Source organism: Streptomyces marinisediminis (genome assembly GCF_026262575.1).
In the GTDB taxonomy this organism is placed as follows: Bacteria; Actinomycetota; Actinomycetes; order Streptomycetales; family Streptomycetaceae; genus Streptomyces; species Streptomyces marinisediminis.
Map to the genome: position 1 here is coordinate 201369 of NZ_JAPKFL010000006.1, position 19580 is coordinate 220948.

14 protein-coding genes and 1 pseudogene are annotated in these 19580 nt (G+C 74.3%); 6 read left to right on the plus strand and 9 right to left on the minus strand.

Features of this window, described 5'->3' with window-relative positions; translation table 11 throughout:
• Positions 1-90: 90 nt before the first annotated feature.
• Positions 91-1782: a PucR family transcriptional regulator gene (locus OSB71_RS07345; RefSeq protein WP_265945512.1), complete on the minus strand. Its 1692-nt coding sequence runs from the start codon at positions 1780-1782 to the stop codon at positions 91-93.
• 252 nt (positions 1783-2034) lie between these two features.
• Here OSB71_RS07345 and OSB71_RS07350 point away from each other — a divergent pair, with 252 nt between their 5' ends.
• From OSB71_RS07350 to OSB71_RS07375, 6 genes are all read left to right on the plus strand, one after another.
• Positions 2035-2943 (plus strand): FAD binding domain-containing protein, encoded by a 909-nt coding sequence (locus OSB71_RS07350; RefSeq protein ID WP_265945514.1) that lies wholly within the window; start codon positions 2035-2037, stop codon positions 2941-2943.
• The gene (locus OSB71_RS07355) at positions 2934-3551 is read left to right on the plus strand and encodes a (2Fe-2S)-binding protein (RefSeq protein WP_265945516.1); all 618 of its coding nucleotides are present in this window, start codon (positions 2934-2936) and stop codon (positions 3549-3551) included. Before OSB71_RS07350 ends, OSB71_RS07355 begins: the two co-directional genes overlap by 10 nt.
• 2 nt (positions 3552-3553) lie before the next feature.
• Positions 3554-5950, plus strand: coding sequence for a xanthine dehydrogenase subunit D (gene pucD, locus OSB71_RS07360; RefSeq protein ID WP_265945518.1), 2397 nt, complete (start codon positions 3554-3556; stop codon positions 5948-5950).
• 264 nt (positions 5951-6214) lie between these two features.
• The gene (locus OSB71_RS07365) at positions 6215-7651 is read left to right on the plus strand and encodes an NCS2 family permease (RefSeq protein ID WP_265945520.1); all 1437 of its coding nucleotides are present in this window, start codon (positions 6215-6217) and stop codon (positions 7649-7651) included.
• 64 nt (positions 7652-7715) lie between these two features.
• The gene (locus OSB71_RS07370; protein WP_265945522.1) at positions 7716-8888 is read left to right on the plus strand and encodes an XdhC family protein; all 1173 of its coding nucleotides are present in this window, start codon (positions 7716-7718) and stop codon (positions 8886-8888) included.
• A gap of 280 nt (positions 8889-9168) precedes the next feature.
• Entirely contained in the window at positions 9169-9759 is a 591-nt protein-coding gene (locus OSB71_RS07375) for a lytic polysaccharide monooxygenase auxiliary activity family 9 protein (RefSeq protein WP_265945524.1), read from the plus strand.
• Positions 9760-9843: 84 nt separating this feature from the next.
• Here OSB71_RS07375 and OSB71_RS07380 read toward each other — a convergent pair whose 3' ends face one another.
• The 8 genes and pseudogenes from OSB71_RS07380 to OSB71_RS07415 form a co-directional block, all read right to left on the minus strand.
• Positions 9844-11043: a MarP family serine protease gene (locus tag OSB71_RS07380; RefSeq protein WP_265945526.1), complete on the minus strand. Its 1200-nt coding sequence runs from the start codon at positions 11041-11043 to the stop codon at positions 9844-9846.
• Between the two features lie 112 nt (positions 11044-11155).
• On the minus strand, positions 11156-12193 hold the full coding sequence (locus tag OSB71_RS07385; protein ID WP_265945528.1) for an endonuclease/exonuclease/phosphatase family protein: 1038 nt from the start codon (positions 12191-12193) through the stop codon (positions 11156-11158).
• A gap of 122 nt (positions 12194-12315) precedes the next feature.
• Positions 12316-12765: pseudogene (locus OSB71_RS07390) on the minus strand (hypothetical protein); the annotation flags it as partial.
• A gap of 254 nt (positions 12766-13019) precedes the next feature.
• Entirely contained in the window at positions 13020-14795 is a 1776-nt protein-coding gene (gene gcl / locus OSB71_RS07395; protein WP_265945530.1) for a glyoxylate carboligase, read from the minus strand.
• A 275-nt stretch (positions 14796-15070) separates the two neighbouring features.
• Positions 15071-15799, minus strand: coding sequence for a hypothetical protein (locus OSB71_RS07400; RefSeq protein ID WP_265945532.1), 729 nt, complete (start codon positions 15797-15799; stop codon positions 15071-15073).
• Positions 15800-16134: 335 nt separating this feature from the next.
• Positions 16135-17592, minus strand: coding sequence for a catalase (locus tag OSB71_RS07405; RefSeq protein ID WP_265945534.1), 1458 nt, complete (start codon positions 17590-17592; stop codon positions 16135-16137).
• A 158-nt stretch (positions 17593-17750) separates the two neighbouring features.
• Complete coding sequence (locus tag OSB71_RS07410; protein ID WP_265945536.1) at positions 17751-18653, minus strand: 2-hydroxy-3-oxopropionate reductase; 903 nt, start codon at positions 18651-18653, stop codon at positions 17751-17753.
• 69 nt (positions 18654-18722) lie between these two features.
• Positions 18723-19571, minus strand: a complete 849-nt coding sequence (locus tag OSB71_RS07415; protein WP_265945538.1) for a TIM barrel protein — start codon at positions 19569-19571, stop codon at positions 18723-18725.
• Between the last annotated feature and the right edge of the window lie 9 nt (positions 19572-19580).

Consider the following 19580-nt stretch of genomic DNA (forward strand, 5'->3'; position numbering starts at 1 on the left):
GCCGGCCGCTGCGGGCCTGCCTGCACGGGGTTGGCCTGCCCCGGGGGTCGGCCCGCTCCGGCCCCGCCTGCCCCGGCCCGGGGCAGGCCGCTAGCTGATCCGCAGGGCCAGGAAGAAGTCGAGCTTGTCCTCCAGCCGGGACAGGTCGCGGCCGGTGAGCTGCTCGATGCGCCCCACGCGGTAGCGCAGGGTGTTGACGTGCAGGTGCAGCCGGGCGGCGCAGCGCGTCCAGGAGCCGTCGGAGTCGAGGAACGCCTCCAGCGTGGCGACGAGTTCGGCGCGGTGGCGGCGGTCGTAGTCGCGCAGCGGGTCCAGCAGGCGCGCGGTGAAGGCGCGGCGGACGTCGTCGGGGACGAACGGCAGCAGCAGGACGTGGGAGGCCAGCTCCTCGTGCCCGGCGGCGCACACCAGGCCGGTGCGCGCGGCCGCCACCCGGCGCGCGTGCCGGGCCTCCTCCAGCGCGCCGCGCAGCCCCTCGGCGGAGGTGACGGAGGCGCTGACGCCCAGGGTGAGGCGGCCGTCGTCGGCGAGGCCGCGCTCCAGGGGCTCGCGGATGCCCGCGAGGAGGGACGCGGCGTGCAGTCCGGCCGCCTGGGTGCCGGGGGCCCCGGCCAGGCCCGTCGGCTCGCCGTCGGCCAGGGGCAGCGGGACGAGCGCGACCGCCTCCGCGCCCGTGTGGGCGACGGCGATCCGGTCCAGCGGGTCGGGCCCGGCCAGGCCCGGGTCGACGAGCGCTTCCTCCAGGAGCGCCTGGGCGACGGCGCCACCCGGGCCCTCGTCCCCGGCCCACTCCACCGCGGCCACCACGACCTGCCAGTGCGGGGCGGCGCCCACCCCGGGCAGCAGCACCGGCGCGGCCACCCGCAGGCGGGCGGCGACCTCGGCGGGCGCGGCGCCGGTCTGCACCAGCTCCAGCACCTCCTGCGCGAGCCGTCGCCGCACGGTGCGCGCCGCGTCGCGCCGGTCGCGCTCGACGGCGATCAACTGGGTGACGCCGTGCAGCAGGTCCAGGCGCTCGTCCGGCCAGTCGCCGGCGTCGGCCTCCACCGCCAGCAGCCAGTCTGAGAGCACCGTGGCGCGCACGTCGCGGGCCTCGCCGGGCACCGGGAAGAGCGAGTAGGTGACCTGGCCGACGGTGGCCCGGTAGGGGCTGCCCCCGAGCTGCCCGCCGCCGCGCACCGCGGCCAGGTGCTCGCCGGCGAGGCGGGAGCGCACGGCGGCGGGCAGCTCGGGGGTGGCCGAGTCCGGCCCCGCCCCCGCGATCTGCCGCCCCGTGGGGGTGAGTACCCAGGCCCGCAGGTCCAGGTCGGAGCCGAGCAGGTCCAAGACCACGTCCGGTCCGCCGCCGGCCGGGCCGGGCGTCATCAGGCGCCGGTGGCGTTCGACGACGGCGGCCAGGTCACCGGCCCGCTCGCCGGAGACCTGGCGGACGACGTGCTCGGTGATCGTCGCGAAGGCGACGTCCTCGTCGACGGCGAACAGCGGCAGCCGGTGCCGGGCGCAGGCGGCCACCAGGTCGTCGGGGACGGCGCCCATCTCCGCCTCACCGGCGGCCAGGCCCGCCACGCCCGCGGCGGCCAGGATGCGCACGAACGGGTCGGAGTCCGCCGGGCTGTGGTGCCACGCCAGCCCCGTGAGCACCAGCTCCCCGCCGGAGAGGTAGCGGCTGGGGTCGCGCAGGTCGGTCGTCATGACCCCCCGCACGGCGCGGTCGAGCTCCTGCTCGCCGCCCAGCAGGCGCAGCCCGAGCGAAGCCGTCTCCAGCAGGGCGCGCAGCCGCATTCGTCGCTCACCGTTCCGTCGTGTGTCGCTGCTGTCATCGTGCGAGGTTGGCGTTCCCCGCTCTTCGTTCGAATCTACAAGACCGGGCGGGTGACCAGCCAACCGCTTCATGTCTTCCGTGACTGCACCGGGCGATTCACGGGACTGTCTACTGAGTCACACCTGATGAACGGCAGATGAACAGGCACGTGACAAGAGCGCCCCGCACGCCGGGGGCGACTCGTATTCCGCGCATCGTGAGAAGAGACATTCATGGACTTCCTGCGCCCCGCAAGCTGGGAGGAGGCGCTCGCCGCGAAGGCGGAGCACCCCACGGCTGTGCCCATCGCGGGTGGCACCGACGTCATGGTGGAGATCAACTTCGATCACCGCCGGCCCGCTTACCTGCTGGACCTGAACCGGGTCGCCGAGCTGCACGCGTACGAGGTCGGTGAGGAGAACGTGCGGCTGGGCGCCTCGGTTCCCTACACGCGCATCATCGAGGACCTGCGCACCGAGCTGCCGGGCCTGGCGCTCGCCGGGCACACCGTGGGCTCGCCGCAGATCCGCAACCGGGGCAGCGTCGGCGGCAACCTGGGCGCCGCCTCCCCGGCCGGGGACTCGCACCCGGCGCTGCTGGCGGCCGGCACCGAGATCGAGGTGGCGTCCGTGCGCGGCACCCGCTTCATCCCGGTCGAGGAGTTCTACACCGGCGTCAAGCGCAACGCGCTGGAGCCCGACGAGCTGATCAAGACCGTCCACATCAAGAAGGCGTCGGGGCCGCAGCAGTTCTCCAAGGTCGGCACCCGCAACGCCATGGTCATCGCCGTGTGCGCCTTCGGCATCGCCCTGCACCCGGAGACGCGCACCGTGCGCACCGGCATCGGCTCCGCCGCCCCGACCCCGCTGCGCGCCACGGCCGCCGAGGAGTTCCTGGACGCGGCGCTGGCCGAGGGCGGCTTCTGGGAGAGCGGCAAGACGATCACCCCCTCGATCGCCCGCCAGTTCGCGGAGCTGGTCTCCGGCGCCTGCAACCCCATCGACGACGTCCGCGGCAGCGCCAGGTACCGGCGGCACGCCGTGGGCATCATGGCCCGCCGCACGCTGGGCTGGACCTGGGACGAGTACCGCAGCGGGGGCCGTGGCGCCCGCTCCACCGAAGGAGGCGCACAGTGCGCGTGAACTTCCGCGTCAACGGACGCCCGCACGAGGCCGACGACGTCTGGGAGGGCGAGAGCCTCCTGTACGTGCTGCGCGAGCGCATGGGCCTGCCGGGTTCGAAGAACGCCTGCGAGCAGGGCGAGTGCGGCTCGTGCACCGTCCGGCTCGACGGCGTGCCGGTGTGCGCGTGCCTGGTGGCCGCCGGCCAGTGCGAGGGCCGCGAGGTCGTCACGGTCGAGGGCCTGGCCGACTACGCCAGGGACCGCGCGGCGGGCTGCGCCGCCGGCGCGTGCGGCGGCACAAACCCGGACGCCGCGCAGCGGTGGCGGGCCGACCCCGGCAAGGCCGCCCAGGGCGCCGCCGACTCCCCGGCCGGCGAGCACGCCGGGCTCTCCACCATCCAGCAGGCGTTCATCGACGCCGGCGCCGTGCAGTGCGGCTTTTGCACCCCGGGCCTGCTGGTGGCCGCCGACGAGCTGATCGAGCGCGTCCCGCAGCCCAGCGACGCCGACATCCGCGAGGCCCTGTCGGGCAACCTGTGCCGCTGCACCGGCTACGAGAAGATCCTCGACGCGGTCCGCCTCGCCGCGGCCCGCGAGGAGTCCCAGACCGCAGGAACGGGAGCCTGACCATGGCCGGAGTGACCCGCACCCCGACGACGCTCACCCAGGACAGCGCCGCCACCGAGGGCGGCATCGGCGAGTCCACGCTGCGCCCGGACGGCACCCTGAAGGTGACCGGCGAGTTCGCCTACTCCTCGGACATGTGGCACGAGGACATGCTGTGGGGCTTCACGCTGCGCAGCCCGCACGCGCACGCCGAGATCAACGGCATCGACACCGCCGAGGCGCTCGCCCAGGCCGGGGTCCACGCCGTCCTCACCTACGACGACCTGCCCACCGCGACCAAGCGCTACGGCCTGGAGTTCGCCGACACCCCGGTCCTCGCGCACGGCCGGGTGCGCCACCACGGCGAGCCGGTGGCCATCGTCGCCGCCGACCACCCGGAGACCGCGCGCCGCGCGGCGGCCAGGATCAGGGTCGACTACACGCCGCTGCCCGTCGTGCACGACGAGGCCAGCGCGCTGGCGCCGGACGCGCCCCTGGTCCACGACGACCGCGACGACCACCACGCCGAGCACGTGCCGCACCCCAACATCGTCCACCGCCAGCCCATCGTGCGCGGCGACGTGGCGGCGGCCCGGGCGCGGGCCGACGTGATCGTGACCGGCGAGTACGAGATCGGCATGCAGGACCAGGCGTTCCTCGGCCCGGAGTCCGGCCTCGCGGTCCCGGCCGAGGACGGCGGCGTCGACCTGTACGTGGCCACCCAGTGGCTCCACTCCGACCTGCGCCAGATCGCCCCCGTCCTCGGTCTTCCCGAGGAGAAGGTGCGCATGACGCTCTCCGGCGTCGGCGGTGCCTTCGGCGGCCGCGAGGACCTGTCGATGCAGATCCACGGCTGCCTGCTGGCGCTGCGCACCGGTAAGCCCGTCAAGATCGTCTACAACCGGTTCGAGTCGTTCTTCGGCCACGTCCACCGGCACCCGGCGAAGCTGTGGTACGAGCACGGGGCCACCCGCGACGGCAAGCTGACCCACATGAAGTGCCGCATCGTGCTGGACGGCGGCGCCTACGCCTCGGCCTCCCCGGCCGTCGTCGGCAACGCCTCCTCGCTGGCGGTGGGCCCGTACGTGGTCGACGACGTCGACATCGAGGCCGTCGCGCTCTACACCAACAACCCGCCCTGCGGCGCCATGCGCGGCTTCGGCGCGGTGCAGGCGTGCTTCGCCTACGAGTCGCAGATGGACAAGCTCGCCGCCGAGCTGGGCCTGGACGCCGTGGAGTTCCGCCGGCTCAACGCCATGAGCCAGGGCACGGTCATGCCCACCGGGCAGGAGGTCGACTCCCCGGCCCCGGTGGCCGAGCTGCTGCGCCGGGTGAAGGCGATGCCGCTGCCGCCGGGCAAGCAGTGGGAGTCCGGCGACGCGGCCGGTACCAGCGTGGACGTGCGGGCCCTGCCCGGCGGCCTGTCCAACACCACCCACGGCGAGGGCGTCGTGCGGGGCGTGGGCTACGCGGTGGGCATCAAGAACGTCGGCTTCTCCGAGGGCTTCGACGACTACTCCACCGCCCGGGTGCGCCTGTCGGTCGTGGGCGGCGAACCGGTCGCCGTGGTGCACACCGCGATGGCCGAGGTCGGCCAGGGCGGCGTCACCGTGCACGCCCAGATCGCCCGCACCGAACTCGGCGTCACCCACGTGACGATCAACCCGGCCGACACCCAGGTCGGCTCCGCCGGCTCCACCTCGGCCTCCCGGCAGACCTACGTCACGGGCGGTGCGGTGAAGCACGCCTGCGAGGCCGTGCGCGAGCAGGTGCTCGAACTGGGCCGCGCCAAGCTGGGCACCTACCACCCGGCGTGGGCCACGGCCGAGCTGGTGCTGGAGGGCGGCAAGGTCGTCACCGACGGCGGCGAGGTGCTGGCCGGCATCGCCGAGGTGCTGGAGGACGAGGTCGTCGACATCGAGCTGGAGTGGCGCCACCGGCCCACCGAGGCGTTCGACCTGACGACCGGCCAGGGGCGGGGCCACGTCCAGTACTCCTTCGCCGCGCACCGCGCCGTGGTGGAGGTCGACACCGAGCTGGGTCTGGTGAAGGTGATCGAGCTGGCCTGCGCGCAGGACGTCGGCAAGGCGCTCAACCCGCAGTCGGTGGTCGGCCAGATCCAGGGCGGCACCACGCAGGGCCTGGGCCTGGCCGTCATGGAGGAGATCGTGGTGGACCCGACGGGCAAGGTCCGCAACCCCTCCTTCACCGACTACCTCATCCCCACCATCCTGGACACGCCCACCATTCCGGTGGACGTCCTGGAGCTGGCCGACCCGCACGCGCCCTACGGGCTGCGCGGCATGGGCGAGGCGCCCACGCTGTCGTCCACCCCCGCGGTGGTCTCGGCGATCCGCGCGGCCACCGGCCTGGCGCTGCGGCGGGTACCCGTCCGCCCCGAGCACCTGACCGGCACCTGAGTCCCACCCGGCCGATCGGCCCGGCAGCGCCGAAGCCGCCCCGCCCGGGGCCGCGACCGGCCCCGGACGCGATCGGCCGGGCCGCCCGGAACCCGGCGGCCGGACGACCGCGCCCCGCGCGGACCGTCCGCCCGCCGCCCGCTCAACCCCCCACCGGCAGTACCCACGTTCGTCTCGGGCCGTTCCCCCGCGTCGTGCATCCCAAATCCCGGTCGGCGGCAAGGACCGACGGGTGCCCCTTTGAACCTTGGGAGTTGGCACACCATGGCACAGTCGCACGTAGAGCCGAAGACCGCGTCCGAGGACGCGGGAACCGGCTCGCGGCCCCCCGCGGGCAGAGGCTGGCTCGACCGCTATTTCCACATCACCGCGCGCGGCTCCTCCGTGGGCCGGGAGGTGCGCGGCGGCATCACCACCTTCATGGCGATGGCGTACATCCTCCTGCTGAACCCGCTGCTGCTGAGCGTCGAGGACGTCAACGGCGACACGTTGAACCCGGGCGCCGTCGTCACCGCGACCGCGTTCGCCGCCGCGCTGTCCACGCTGCTCATGGGCATCATCGGCAAGGTGCCCCTCGCGCTGGCCGCGGGCCTGAGCGTCTCGGGGGTCCTGGCCACCCAGGTGGTGCCCGGCATGACCTGGCCGCAGGCCATGGGCATGTGCGTCATCTACGGCGTCGTGATCATGCTGCTCGTCCTCACCGGGCTGCGTGAGAAGATCATGAACGCCATCCCGATGGGACTCAAGCACGCCATCACCATCGGCATCGGCATGTTCGTGGCCATCATCGGCCTGGAGAAGTCCGGCTTCGTCGGACCCGGCGAGTCCACGCCCATCACCCTCGGTGTCGACGGGGCGCTGACCGGGTGGCCCGTGGCGGCCTTCTGCCTGACGCTGCTGGCGATCTTCATGCTGCTGGCCCGCAACGTCCCCGGCGCCATCCTCATCGGCATCGGCGTGGGCACCGCCTTCTCCCTCGTGGTCACCGCGGTCGCCGACCTGGACGAGACCGTCTGGGGCCTGGCCGTCCCCGCGCTGCCCGACGCGCTGGTCTCCTCGCCGGACTTCGGCCTCTTCGGCCAGGTCGAGTTCGGCGGCTTCGCGCAGCTCGGCGCGGCGACGGTGGCGACGGTCGTCTTCACCCTGGTGCTGGCCGCCTTCTTCGACGCCATGGCCACCATCATCGCCGTCGGCCAGGAGGCCCGGCTGGCCGACGAGAAGGGGCGCATGCCCGGGCTGAACAAGGCCCTGCTCGTGGACGGGGCCGGCGGCGCCATCGGCGGCGCGGTCAGCGCCTCGGGCCAGACGGTGTTCATCGAGTCCGCGTCCGGCGTCGGCGAGGGAGCGCGCACGGGGCTGTCCGCCACCGTCACCGGCCTCGTCTTCGGCGCGATGCTGCTGTTCACCCCGCTGGCCGGGCTGGTGCCCGGCCAGGTCGCCGCCGCGGCGCTCGTCGTGATCGGCGCGATGATGATGCAGAACGCGCGCCACGTGGACTGGAAGGACCGTTCGGTCGCCATCCCGGTCTTCCTGACCGTCGTGCTGATGCCCTTCACCTTCTCGATCGTCAACGGGGTGGGCGCCGGGGTGATCGCCTACACCGCGATCAAGCTCGCCCAGGGCAAGTGGCGGGAGCCGGGTCTGTTCATGTGGCTCCTGACCGCGGTGTTCCTCTACAACTTCGCGTTCGTGGGGCACTGACGCGCCCGCCGAGGGCCGCGTACGGCCGCGCCCGCCGCGCACCCGAGACCGACAAGGAGACGCCATGCTGGACCTCGCCACGGAGCTGAGCCGGTGGTGCGAGCAGGGACGTGACTTCGCCGTCGCCACGGTGGTGGCCACGCACGGCAGCGCACCGCGCCGGCCGGGCGCGGCCCTCGCCGTGGACGCGGACGGCACGGCCCTCGGCTCCGTGTCGGGGGGCTGTGTGGAGGGCGCGGTCTACGAGCTGTGCCGGCAGTCCCTGCGCACGGGCGAGCCGGTGCTCGAGCGCTTCGGCTACAGCGACGAGGACGCCTTCGCGGTGGGCCTGACCTGCGGCGGGGTCATCGACATCCTCGTCACCCCGGTACGGGCGGCCCCGGCCGGCGCGGACGGGGCCGCGGGCGGGCCGTCCGTCCGTCCGGCCGTCGCCGCCGCGCTCGCGGCCGCCGCGCGGGGGGACGCGGCGGCCGCCGTCCACCTGGTCGCCGGCCCCGCGCCGCTGCTCGGACGCGTCCTGCACGTGCGCCCCGACGGCACCCTGGACGGCACCCTGGACGGCGACGGGGCGCCCACCGCCCTGGAGCGCACCGCGGCCGCCGAGGCCGCCGCCCTGCTGGCGGCGGGCCGCACGGCCACCGTCGAGATCGGCGCGGACGGCAGCCGCTGCGGCGAGCCGGTGACGCTGCTGGTGGAGTCCAGCGTGCCGCCGCCGCGCATGCTGGTGTTCGGCGCGATCGACTTCACCGCGGCCCTGGTGCGCGTCGGCAAGTTCCTCGGCTACCACGTCACCGTGTGCGACGCCCGGCCGGTCTTCGCCACGGCCGCGCGCTTCCCCGAGGCCGACGAGGTCGTCGTCGACTGGCCGCACCGCTACCTGGACTCCCAGCGCCTGGACGCCCGCGCGGTGCTCTGCGTCCTCACGCACGACGCCAAGTTCGACGTGCCGCTGCTCCAGCGGGCGCTGCGCCTGCCCGTCGCCTACGTCGGCGCCATGGGCTCGCGCCGCACGCACGCGGACCGGCTCGCCCGGCTGCGGGAGGTCGGCGTCGGCGAGCGGGAACTGGGCCGCCTGCGCTCGCCGATCGGCCTGGACCTCGGCGCGCGGACCCCGCAGGAGACGGCGGTGTCCATCGCCGCCGAGATCGTCGCCCACCAGCACGGCGGCTCCGGCGCCCCGCTGACCGGTGGCGCGACGCCGATCCACCACGACGCCCGCTCCCGCGTCCCCGCCTGACAGTGAGGATGTACGTGAGCGTTCCCCGGCGGGGTCTGACCCAACGCCTGACTGACTCAGGGTCCTCAACGGGATGTGTCGACCTTGCCCGGGGGACGCTCGCGTGCATCCGCCGGACCGGCCGTCGTCGCCCGGCGGTCGCGGGGAGGAGCGCGCCCCCACCCGCCCGCCGTGCGCGGAAGGTCTAGACATGTCCATGGCGCCCCGCTAGCTTCAGCAGTGGTCTGGACCAACGCTCACAGAACACCCCCACGTTCTTCAGGCAGGAGCGCGATCGACCATGCGCAGACTCACCTCCATCGCGGCGGCGTTGGGCATCGCCGCCGCAACCGTCCTCACGACCGCGGGCAGCGCCTCCGCCCACGGTTACTCCACCTCCCCCGCCAGCCGGCAGATGCACTGTGCCCAGGGCACGGTCAGCGGCTGCGGGCAGATCCGGTGGGAGCCGCAGAGTGTGGAAGGCCCCAAGGGCTTCCCCGCGCGCGGCCCCGCCGACGGCACCATCTGCGCGGGCGGCAACGCCCGGTTCGGCGAACTGGACGACCCGCGGGGCGGCAACTGGCCGACCACCCAGCTCCGCAGCGGCCAGCAGACCACCTTCACCTGGCGCAACACCGCGCGGCACAGCACCAGCACGTACGACTACTACATCACCCGGGACGGCTGGAACCCCAACCGGCCGCTCACCCGGGCCGACCTGGAGCGCGCGCCGTTCCTCAGCGTGAACCTCGGCGGCCGCCAGCCCGGCGCCACCGAGAGCCACACCGGGCGGCTGCCCGGCGGCAAGACCGGGCGCCACCTGATCCTGGCGGTCTGGAACGTCGCCGACACGGGCAACGCGTTCTACGCCTGCTCCGACGTCCGCTTCTGAGCGGAGCGCCGAGCACGGGGCTCCCTTTGGCCAGGCGCCGGGGGAGCCCCACGGGCGCTGAGGTGCCCGGTGGCCCCGGGCGCCTCAGCGCGCCGCCGCGCGGTCCCCGGTGTCCACGGCCGACGTCGCCGTGGCACCGGCCTCCACCGCGTCGCCGACCTGGTCGGCGGTGAGGGCGTAACCGGTGTCCGGGTCGCTGACCGAGCGGGCGAAGACGACGCCGTAGACCTCGCCGTCCGGGGTGAGCAGCGGCCCACCGGAGTTGCCGGGGCGCACGGTGCCCCGCACCGGGTGGATCTCGCGGGTCACCATGGAGGAGCCGTAGATGTCCTGGCCGCGCGCGGTGACCTCGCCGCCCAGGGTGGCCGCCCGCAGGTCCAGCCCGCCGTTCTCCGGGTAGCCGGCGATGACGGCCTGGTCGCCGCGCGAGCCGTCGGCCGCGAAGTCCAGCACGGGCGCGCTCAGCTCCGGGACGTGCAGCACCGCGACGTCGATGTCCGGGTCGAAGTACACCACGGTGCCCGTCAGCGCCGGGCCGGTGCCCGCGACGCGCACGGTGGGCCGGTCCACGCCCGCGACGACGTGGGCGTTGGTCATCACCCGCTGCGGGGCGAACGCGAAGCCGCTGCCCTCCTGGCCCTGGCGGCGCCCGTCGACCACCGCCACGCCCTCCACCTTCACCGAGCTGCGCTGCGCGGCCGTCGTGGCCGCCTGCGTCACCGCGTCCCCGGTGGGCTCGGGCACGCCGGTGATCGGCTCGCTCTCGAAGGGGTTGAACACCTGCGGGAAGCCCGCCGTCCTCAGCGCGCCCGTGGCCCGGTTGAACCAGGTCGGCGCCTGCTCCGGCATGCGCTCGTGCACCGCGCCGAGCACGGTGGAGCCCCGGATGGCCTGGCCCACCTCCGGCGAGGGCGAGCCGACCAGCGCGCTGGCCGCGACCCAGGCCACCACCAGCGCGGCGACCGCGTTGGCCACCGCGCCCCCGGCGCCGTCCAGCCAGCGCACCGGCGTCCAGCGCACGGCGTCGCGCACCGCCCAGCCCAGCCGGGAGCCCAGCGCGTGCCCCACCCCGGCCGGCAGCAGCACCGTGAGGACGGCGACGACCGTGGCCGCCGCGCCGCCCCGCTCGACCAGGTCGAGCGTGAACGGCAGCAGCCACACGCCGATCACCGCGCCGCCCAGGAACCCGGCGAAGGCGGCCACCGCCGCCACCAGTCCGCGCTGCCAGCCGGCCACCGCGAAGGCGAGCACCGCCAGTACCAGCACCGCGTCGAGCAGGTTCACGACCGTCCCCTTCCCTCGCTCGGCCCCCGGGCCGTCCGCGCGCGGCCCTCCCCACCCAGAACGTCGCGGGCCGCCCGGCTGGTTCCCGGCGCGGCCCGCCGTGCGCCGCCGGTCAACGGAGCTGGAGGTCGGTGAGCAGGGCCCGGTGGTCGGTGCCGGGCAGGTCGACGAAGCTCGCGTCGACGGGGACGACGCCCTCGCTCACCAGCACGTGGTCGATCTGCGCGCCCAGCCACGGTGCGGTGACCGACGGCCAGGTCGGCGTGCGGGAGTGGCCGAGCAGGCGGGCCGCGTCGCGCAGCCCGGTGTCCAGGACGGCGCGGAAGGCGGCGTGGTCCTGGGAGGCGTTGAAGTCGCCCGCGACGACCGTGCGGGTCTGCCCGCGCCGCGCGGCGGCCCGCCGCACGTTCTCCAGCTCCCGCGCCCAGGCGTCCATCGAGCCCAGGCGCGGCGGCATGGGGTGCACCACCTGCACCCGCAGGGGCACGCCGTCGACGTCGGCCACCGCGCCCGGCATCGACAGGGTCCCCGGCACCCGGCTCTCCTCACCGAGCGGGTAGACGCTCAGCAGCGCCGAGCCCTCCGCCGGTCCGCTGCCCACGACGACCCGGTGCGGGTACGCCTCGCGCCACCGCGGGGCGCCGAGCGCGGCGGCGCAGCGCCGGTCGCACTCCTGGAGCGCGACCAGGTGGGGGCGTTCGCGGCGCAGCGCCGCCAGCAGGCCCTCGGTGGCGTTCCCGAACTCCAGGTTGGCCGTCAGCACCCGGACCTGGGTCAGCGGCGGCGCGCTCGGCACGCGCTGCGCGGAGCCGTAGGGCTGGAGGAACCACACCGTCGTCCCCAGCACGGCCAGCGACCAGCCGACGAGCACCGGGCGGCGGGCCAGCACGCCCCCGGCCAGCGCCAGCCAGCCCGGCACCAGGAACCAGGGGAGGAAGGCCAGGAGCTGGGGGAGTGGCAGGGGCCCGTCCGCGTCCAGCGCCCGTGCCGTGAGCGCGGCGCTCGGCGGGAGGAGCAGGGCGGCGGCGGACGCGGTCAGCCAGCGGCGCCGGGGCCGGGGCCGGGAGGGCACCGGCGCGGCCACCCGCTCCGGCACGGGCGTCGGCGCGACGGTGACGTTCGTCGGCTGGTCGTACTCTTGAGTCCGCACACCCCGATCGTGCACCATCGGCGCCGCCCAGCCGTGGAACTCACCCGTCCGTCATGTCCCGCACGGTGTCCGGGCCGGTGTCCGGGCCGGCGTGGGGGGGAGGCGCCAGGCCCCGCGTCCTTCAGCATGTCGCCCCAGCCCTGCTGGATCATCGTCTGGAAGGCCCACCGCCCGTTCGACCGGACCAGGACGTCGGCGTAGACCAGCTCCCGGCTCTCGCCGCCCGCGGTCATCGTCGACCGGCTGAAGACGACGGCGAGGGCGGGGCCGAGGAACACCGGCGTGCGCTCCGAGGCGAACGACATCTCCCCGGGTTCCCCGCCCGCGTCGCCCATGACGCCCGTCATCGTGTCGGTGAACTCCGCGCGGTCCCACCGACCGCACCAGGCGTCCCCGGCCGAGTCGTCGGTGACCAGGTTGAGCGGGAAGCGGGCCGCGTCCGCGAGCGCCGCCACGTCGCCCCGCGCGCTGTCCGCGTCGTAGCGGGCGAACCACTCCTCCAGGCTGCGCCGGTCCTCCTCGGTGGGCGTGTAGTCGGTCAGCCGGGCGGCGGTCTCGTAGTGGAACGTCATGGGCACTCCTCGCGGCCGGGAACGGGCGTCGTCACCTGGGGCGACGCGCTTCACGGTAGGACGCCGCCCGCAACTAGTCAAATTTGATGAGTTGGTCGGACGCCCGTGCCGCGCACCGCCGGCGCGGTGCCGCGCACGCACCGGCGGTGCGCGGCACAGGCCGAGGGCCCGGGCGGTGCCCGGGCCCTCGGCCTGCTGTCCCCGGCCTGTCGGGCGAGGGGTGCGGGGGCGGGCCGGCCGGCCCGCCCGGTCGGTCACATCGGCGCGATCGCCGTGGGCGCGTGGCCCGCCTCGGTGGCCAGCTCCTCGAACTCGTTGACCTTGTCGATGTCGGCCGCCCCCATGGAGATGTTGGTGATCCGCTCCAGGATGGCCTCGACGACCACCGGCACCCGGTGCTCGGCGGCCAGCTTCTTCGCCTGTTCGAAGGCGGCCCCCAGCTCGGCCGGGTCGGTGACGCGGATGGCCTTGCAGCCCAGGCCCTCGGCGACCTTCACGTGGTCGACGCCGTAGACGCCGAGCTCGGGGGAGTTGATGTTCTCGAACTCCAGGTTCACCTGGAAGTCGATCTCGAACATGCGCTGTGCCTGCCGGATCAGGCCCAGGTAGGAGTTGTTCACCAGCACGTGGACGTAGGGGATGCGGTGCTGGGCGCCGACGGCCAGCTCCTCGATCATGAACTGGAAGTCGTAGTCGCCGGAGAGCGCGACGACCGGCGCCCCGGGGTCGGCGGTGGCCACGCCGAGCGCGGCCGGGACCGTCCAGCCCAGCGGCCCGGCCTGGCCGCAGTTGATCCAGTGCCGCGGCTTGTAGACGTGCAGCATCTGCGCGCCGGCGATCTGCGACAGGCCGATCGTGGTGACGTAGCGGGTGTCCGGGCCGAACGCCCGGTTCATCTCCTCGTAGACGCGCTGCGGCTTCATCGGGATGTCGTCGAAGTGCGTGCGGCGCAGCAGCGAGGTCTTGCGCTCGCGCGCGGAGGCCGCCCAGGCGCCGCGCTCGGGCAGCTCGCCCGCGTCCTTCAGCTCGCGCGCGACCTGGACGAACAGCTCCAGCGCGGCCTTCGCGTCGGAGACGATGCCGTAGTCGGGTGCGAAGACGCGGCCGATCTGCGTCGGCTCGATGTCGACGTGGACGAAGGTGCGGCCCTCGGTGTAGACGTCCAGGCCCCCGGTGTGGCGGTTGGCCCAGCGGTTGCCGACGCCCAGGACGAAGTCGGACTCCAGGAACGTGGCGTTGCCGTAGCGGTGCGAGGTCTGCAGGCCGACCATGCCCGCGTTCAGCTCGTGGTCGTCGGCGATGGTGCCCCAGCCCATGAGGGTGGGCACGACCGGGACGCCGGTCAGCTCGGCGAACTCCACCAGCAGCGCGGAGGCGTCGGCGTTGACGATGCCGCCGCCCGCGACGATCAGCGGCCGCTCGGCCCGGTTGAGCATGCCGATGGCCTTCTCGACCTGCCTGCGCGTCGCGGCGGGCTTGTGCACCGGCAGCGGCTCGTAGGTCTCCGGGTCGAATTCGATCTCGGCGAGCTGGACGTCCAGCGGCAGGTCGATCAGGACCGGCCCGGGCCGCCCGGAGCGCATCAGGTGGAAGGCCTGCTGGAAGGCGCCGGGCACCTGTGCCGGCTCCAGCACCGTCATGGCCATCTTGGTGACCGGCTTGGCGATCGACTGGATGTCGACGGCCTGGAAGTCCTCCTTGTGCAGCCGGGCGGTGGGGGCCTGCCCGGTGATGCACAGGATCGGGATGGAGTCGCCGCTCGCGGAGTACAGCCCCGTGATCATGTCCGTGCCGGCTGGCCCGGAGGTGCCGATGCACACGCCGATGTTGCCGGGGTGGGCCCGGGTGTAGCCCTCGGCCATGTGGGACGCGCCCTCCACGTGCCGGGCGAGCGTGTGCTCGACGCCGCCGCTGGCGCGCAGGGCGGCGTAGAAGGGGTTGATCGCCGCGCCCGGCACACCGAACGCGGTGTCGATGCCTTCACGCTTGAGGATCTCAACGGCCGCGCGGGCGGCGGTCATACGAGGCATGGAGTGCTCCTGGGTTGACCGTGCGTGGCTTTCCGCTCGACTTCCACATGGCGGAATTCACGTTCTACGATATGAAATGAGAGTACGGAGCCGGAGCGGGTGGCGTCAAGCTTTATGTCGCAATGCGAATAAGCAATTCCGCTGTGCGGAATAATGGCGCGGGTGGGGCGCGGCCTCCGGCGCCGCGCCGGTCCGGGCCCAGGCCGCTTGCCGCCGAGGCGCCGTGCCGCGCACGGCACGGCGGTACCCGGGCGCGCCCCGGGCCCGGCCCCGGGTCAGCCCGCCAGGCGCTCCGCGGCCTGGTTCACCGGCTGCGGCGTCCCGGTGAGGTCCAGCACGAACAGCGGGACGTCCAGCAGTTCGCCGCGCGCCCGAGCCTCGGGCGCGTAGCCGGCGAGGGCGAAGCAGGCGGTGGCCACCGAGGCGTGCAGCCCGGTGAGCCACAGCGTCTCCACGGCCCGGGCGCCGACCGCCGTCGTGGACGGGTCGACGCGGGCCACGACGCCCGGTCCGCGCAGGTCGATGCCGGACGCGGGCGAGCCGTGCACCGCCCGGACGCCGTGGAAGCCCAGCCAGTGGAGGTAGTGCGCGGCGGCCAGCACGGCGTCGCGTCCGGTACGGATCGTCGTGGGGGAGAAGGCGGGCCGCTCAGGCGGACGCGCGCCGGTGCTCTCGACCACCCCGGAGGCGGCCCCCGACGCCGCCTGAGGGGTGCCCGCCGCCGCGCGGTCCACCGGCAGGGCCAGCAGCGTGCCGCAGGCGCAGCCCAGTTCGGGCTGCGGCCAGTCGCCCTCCCGGCCGCAGGAGCCGCAGCGGACGGCGACCCAGGACGCGTCCCAGGTGCGGTGGCGCACCCGGACCGGCGCCGCCCCCGGCACCAGCGGCAGGGCGACCGGCGCACCGCACGGGCACGGGTAGGCGGGTGGTGTGTAGACGTGCTCGCGCCGGCACACCGGGCAGCGCACCGGCTCGTAGCGGGGTTCGGGCCGCGTCGTCTCCGCCATGGGGCCATCGTCCCCGAAACGGCGCGGTCCCGCGGGCGAACCGCGGGACCGGGGCGGGGTGGTGGTGCGCCCGGCGGGGCGAGGCTGGACGCGACAGGACGTTCGCGCCGCCGGGCGGGTCTGCCGACGGCCCCCTCCCGCGGCGCCCGCGCAGGCGTGCCGCCGGGGCGTGCGCCGGAGGAGTGCGGGAAGGAGTGCCGAAGGGGGTGCCTGAAGCGGGTCACCGTGGTGTCCCGCACCGCCGGCCACCCCTCGTCCACGGGCCGGCGGTGCGGGACGCGCTCGGGCCGACCTCCCAATCGGCCCTCGCGCGGCTCCTCCGCGCGCGGGCGGGCTCAGCCCTCGCGCAGCTCGCGCACGGCCTCCTCGACGCGCCGGCCGTACTCGGGGTCGGCGGCGTGGAAGTGGGCGAGGTTCCGGTCCACGACGTCGTCGCGGGTCACCTGGGACAGCCCGCCGGCGATGTTCGCGACCAGGCGCTGGCGCTCCTCCGGCGACATCAGCCGGTAGAGCTCGCCGGCCTGGAAGAAGTCGTCGTCCTTGGCGTGCCGCGGCGTCTGGTGTGTGCCGGTGTGCCCGGAGACGGCGAACGGCGCGGCCAGCGCCTGGCCGGTCTCCACCGGGCCGCCGTAGGAGTTGGGCTCGTAGTTCTTGGCCCCGCGGCCCTGCGGGTTGGTGGCCATGAGGCCGTCCCGGCCGTAGTTGTCGGCCGTCGTCGCCTTCGGCGCGTTCACCGGGAGCTGGGTGTGGTTGACGCCCAGGCGGTAGCGGTGCGCGTCCGCGTAGGCGAACAGGCGGCCCTGGAGCATCTTGTCCGGGGACGGGCCGATGCCGGGGACGAAGTTGTTCGGCGAGAACGCGGCCTGCTCCACCTCGGCGAACACGTTGTCCGGGTTGCGGTCCAGCACCAGGCGGCCCACCCGGCGCAGCGGGTAGTCGGCGTGCGGCCACACCTTGGTGAGATCGAACGGGTTGAACGTGTAGCCGGCGGCCTCTGCGGCGGGCATGACCTGCACGTACAGCGTCCAGGACGGGTGCACGCCGCGCTCGATGGCCTGGAGCAGATCCGTCTGGTGGCTGTTGGCGTCCCGGCCGGCGAGCTCGGCGCCCTGCTCGCTGCTCAGGCAGCGGATGCCCTGGTTGGTCTTGAAGTGGTACTTGACGAAGAACGCCTCGCCCTCGGCGTTGGTCCACTGGTAGGTGTGGGAGCCGTAGCCGTTCATGTGCCGGTACGAGGCGGGGATGCCGCGGTCGCCCATGAGCCAGGTGACCTGGTGCGTGGCCTCGGGGGCGTGGGCCCAGAAGTCCCAGACGTTGTCCGGCTCCTGGCGGCCCGTGAAGGGGTCGCGCTTCTGGGAGTGGATGAAGTCGGGGAACTTCAGCGGGTCCTTGATGAAGAAGACCGGGGTGTTGTTGCCGACGAGGTCGTAGTTGCCCTCCTCGGTGTAGAACTTCACCGCGAAGCCGCGCGGGTCGCGCACCGCGTCGGCGCCGCCGAGGTTGTCGGCCACGGTGGAGAAGCGGACGAAGACCTCGGTGCGCCGGCCGACGGTGCCCAGGAAGGCCGCCCGGGTGAGGCCGGAGACGTCGTCGGTCACCTCGAAGTGGCCGTAGGCGCCGGAGCCCCGGGCGTGCACGACCCGCTCCGGGATGCGCTCGCGGTTGAACCGGGCCAGCTTCTCCAGCAGGTGCTGGTCCTGGATCAGCAGCGGACCGCCGACGCCTGCGGCGGCGGAGTTCTGGTTGTCGGCGACCGGGGCGCCGGACTCGGTCGTCAGCGTGGGCTTCGACATGGTGACCTTCCGTACGGGAGCGCGGAAGACCCCTTCCGCGGAGATGGAGCGTAAGGACGGCTACAGCAGCACGTCAACAGTTTGTTGAATTACCGGGCGGCGGCGCCTGGGCGCGACAGGACAGGTTGTCAGCGCCGCCGCCCGGAGTCCGGGGTGGATCAGGCCGTCCGCTCGCCCGAGAGGCGCTCGACGGCGCGCAGCAGGGCCGAGTGGTCCAGGCCGCCGTCGCCCTGGGCGCGCAGGGAGGCGACGAGTTGGGCCACGACCGCGCCGACCGGCAGGGCGGCGCCGACGCTGCGGGCGGCGTCGGTGACGATGCCCATGTCCTTGTGGTGCAGGTCGATGCGGAAGCCCGGGGCGAAGTCGCGGTTCTTGAAGTTGTCCTTCTTGCGGGCCAGCACGGTCGAGCCGGCCAGGCCGCCGCCGAGGACCTCCAGCGCGGCGTCCAGGCTCACGCCGGACTTCTCCAGGAAGACCACGGCCTCCGCGCACGCCTGGATGTTCACGGCCACGATGAGCTGGTTGGCCGCCTTGACCGTCTGGCCGGAGCCGTGCGGGCCGCACAGGACGACGGTCTTGCCCAGCGTGTCCAGGATCGGCCTGGCCTCGTCGAAGACGGACTGCTCGCCGCCGACCATGATGGACAGCACCGCCTCGACGGCGCCCGCCTCGCCGCCGGAGACCGGGGCGTCCAGGACCTTCAGGTCCTTGCCGGCCGCGGCGGCGGCCTCGGCGACCGCGATGGAGGTCTGCGGGGTGATGGAGGACATGTCGATGATCGTGGCGCCCGGCTTGGCGTGGGCGAGCACGCCGTCGTCACCGAGGATGACGGCCTTCACCTGGGGGTCGGCCGGCACCATCGTGATGACCACGTCGGCGTCGGCGACGGCCTGGGCGACCGAGGCCGCGGCCGTGCCGCCGTTCGCCGCGAGCCGGTCGAGCTTCTCCCGCTCCAGGGTGAAGCCGGTGACGGGGTAGCCCGCTTTGATCAGGTTCTCGGCCATGGGGGAGCCCATGATGCCCAGGCCGATCCAGGCGATCTTCGGAAGTGCGTTGCTCATGACGTCAGGTGCCTTTCGGTGCCGTGCGTACAGCGGGGTTCGGTGGGGCGGCCGCGCGGGTGCCGCGCGTCAGCCCGCGGCGGGCGCGGGGCGCAGCGGCGCGGGCAGCCACGCGAAGGCGCCGGCGCTGGGCGCGTCGCCCGGCTTGTACTCCAGGCCGACCCAGCCGTCGTACCCCGCCTTCCGCAGCCGGTCGAGCAGGTCGGGGAAGTCCAGGTCGCCGGTGCCGGGCGCGCCGCGGCCGGGGTTGTCGGCGATCTGCACGTGGCCGGTGACGGCCGCGTACTCCTCGATGACCGCGCCCAGGTCCTCCCCGTTCATGGACAGGTGGTAGAGGTCCATCAGGAACGCGGCGTTCGACAGGCCGGTGGCGGCGTTGACCCGCCGCACGACCTCGACGGCGGCCGGGGCGCTCACCAGCGGGTACTTCGGCGACTCCGGCCGGTTCAGCGCCTCGATCAGCAGCACGGCGCCGACGCGGTCGGCGGCCCGCGCGGCCAGGGTGAGGTTCTCCAGCGCCAGCTCGTCCTGGACGGCCGGGTCCACGCCGTCCACGCGGTTGCCATAGAGGGCGTTGAGCGCCGTGCAGCCCACCGAGGCGGCGAAGTCGGCGGCCACGTCCACGTTGGCCCGGAAGCGCTCCGACTCCTCGCCGGGCACCGACAGGGCGCCGCGGTCGGGGCCGGGGAGCCGGCCCGCGTAGAAGTTCAGCCCCGTCAACCGGACCCCCGCGTCGGTGAGCGCGCCGCGCAGGGCGTCCAGCTCCGCCTGGTCCGGGGTGGGGGTGTCGACCCACGGCCACCACAGCTCCACCGCGGTGAAGCCCGCGGCCGCGGCGGCGGCGGGCCGCTCCAGCAGCGGGAGCTCCGTGAAGAGGATCGAGAGGTTCACAGTGAAGCGCGTGTCCGTGTAGCCCATGAGGGGTGA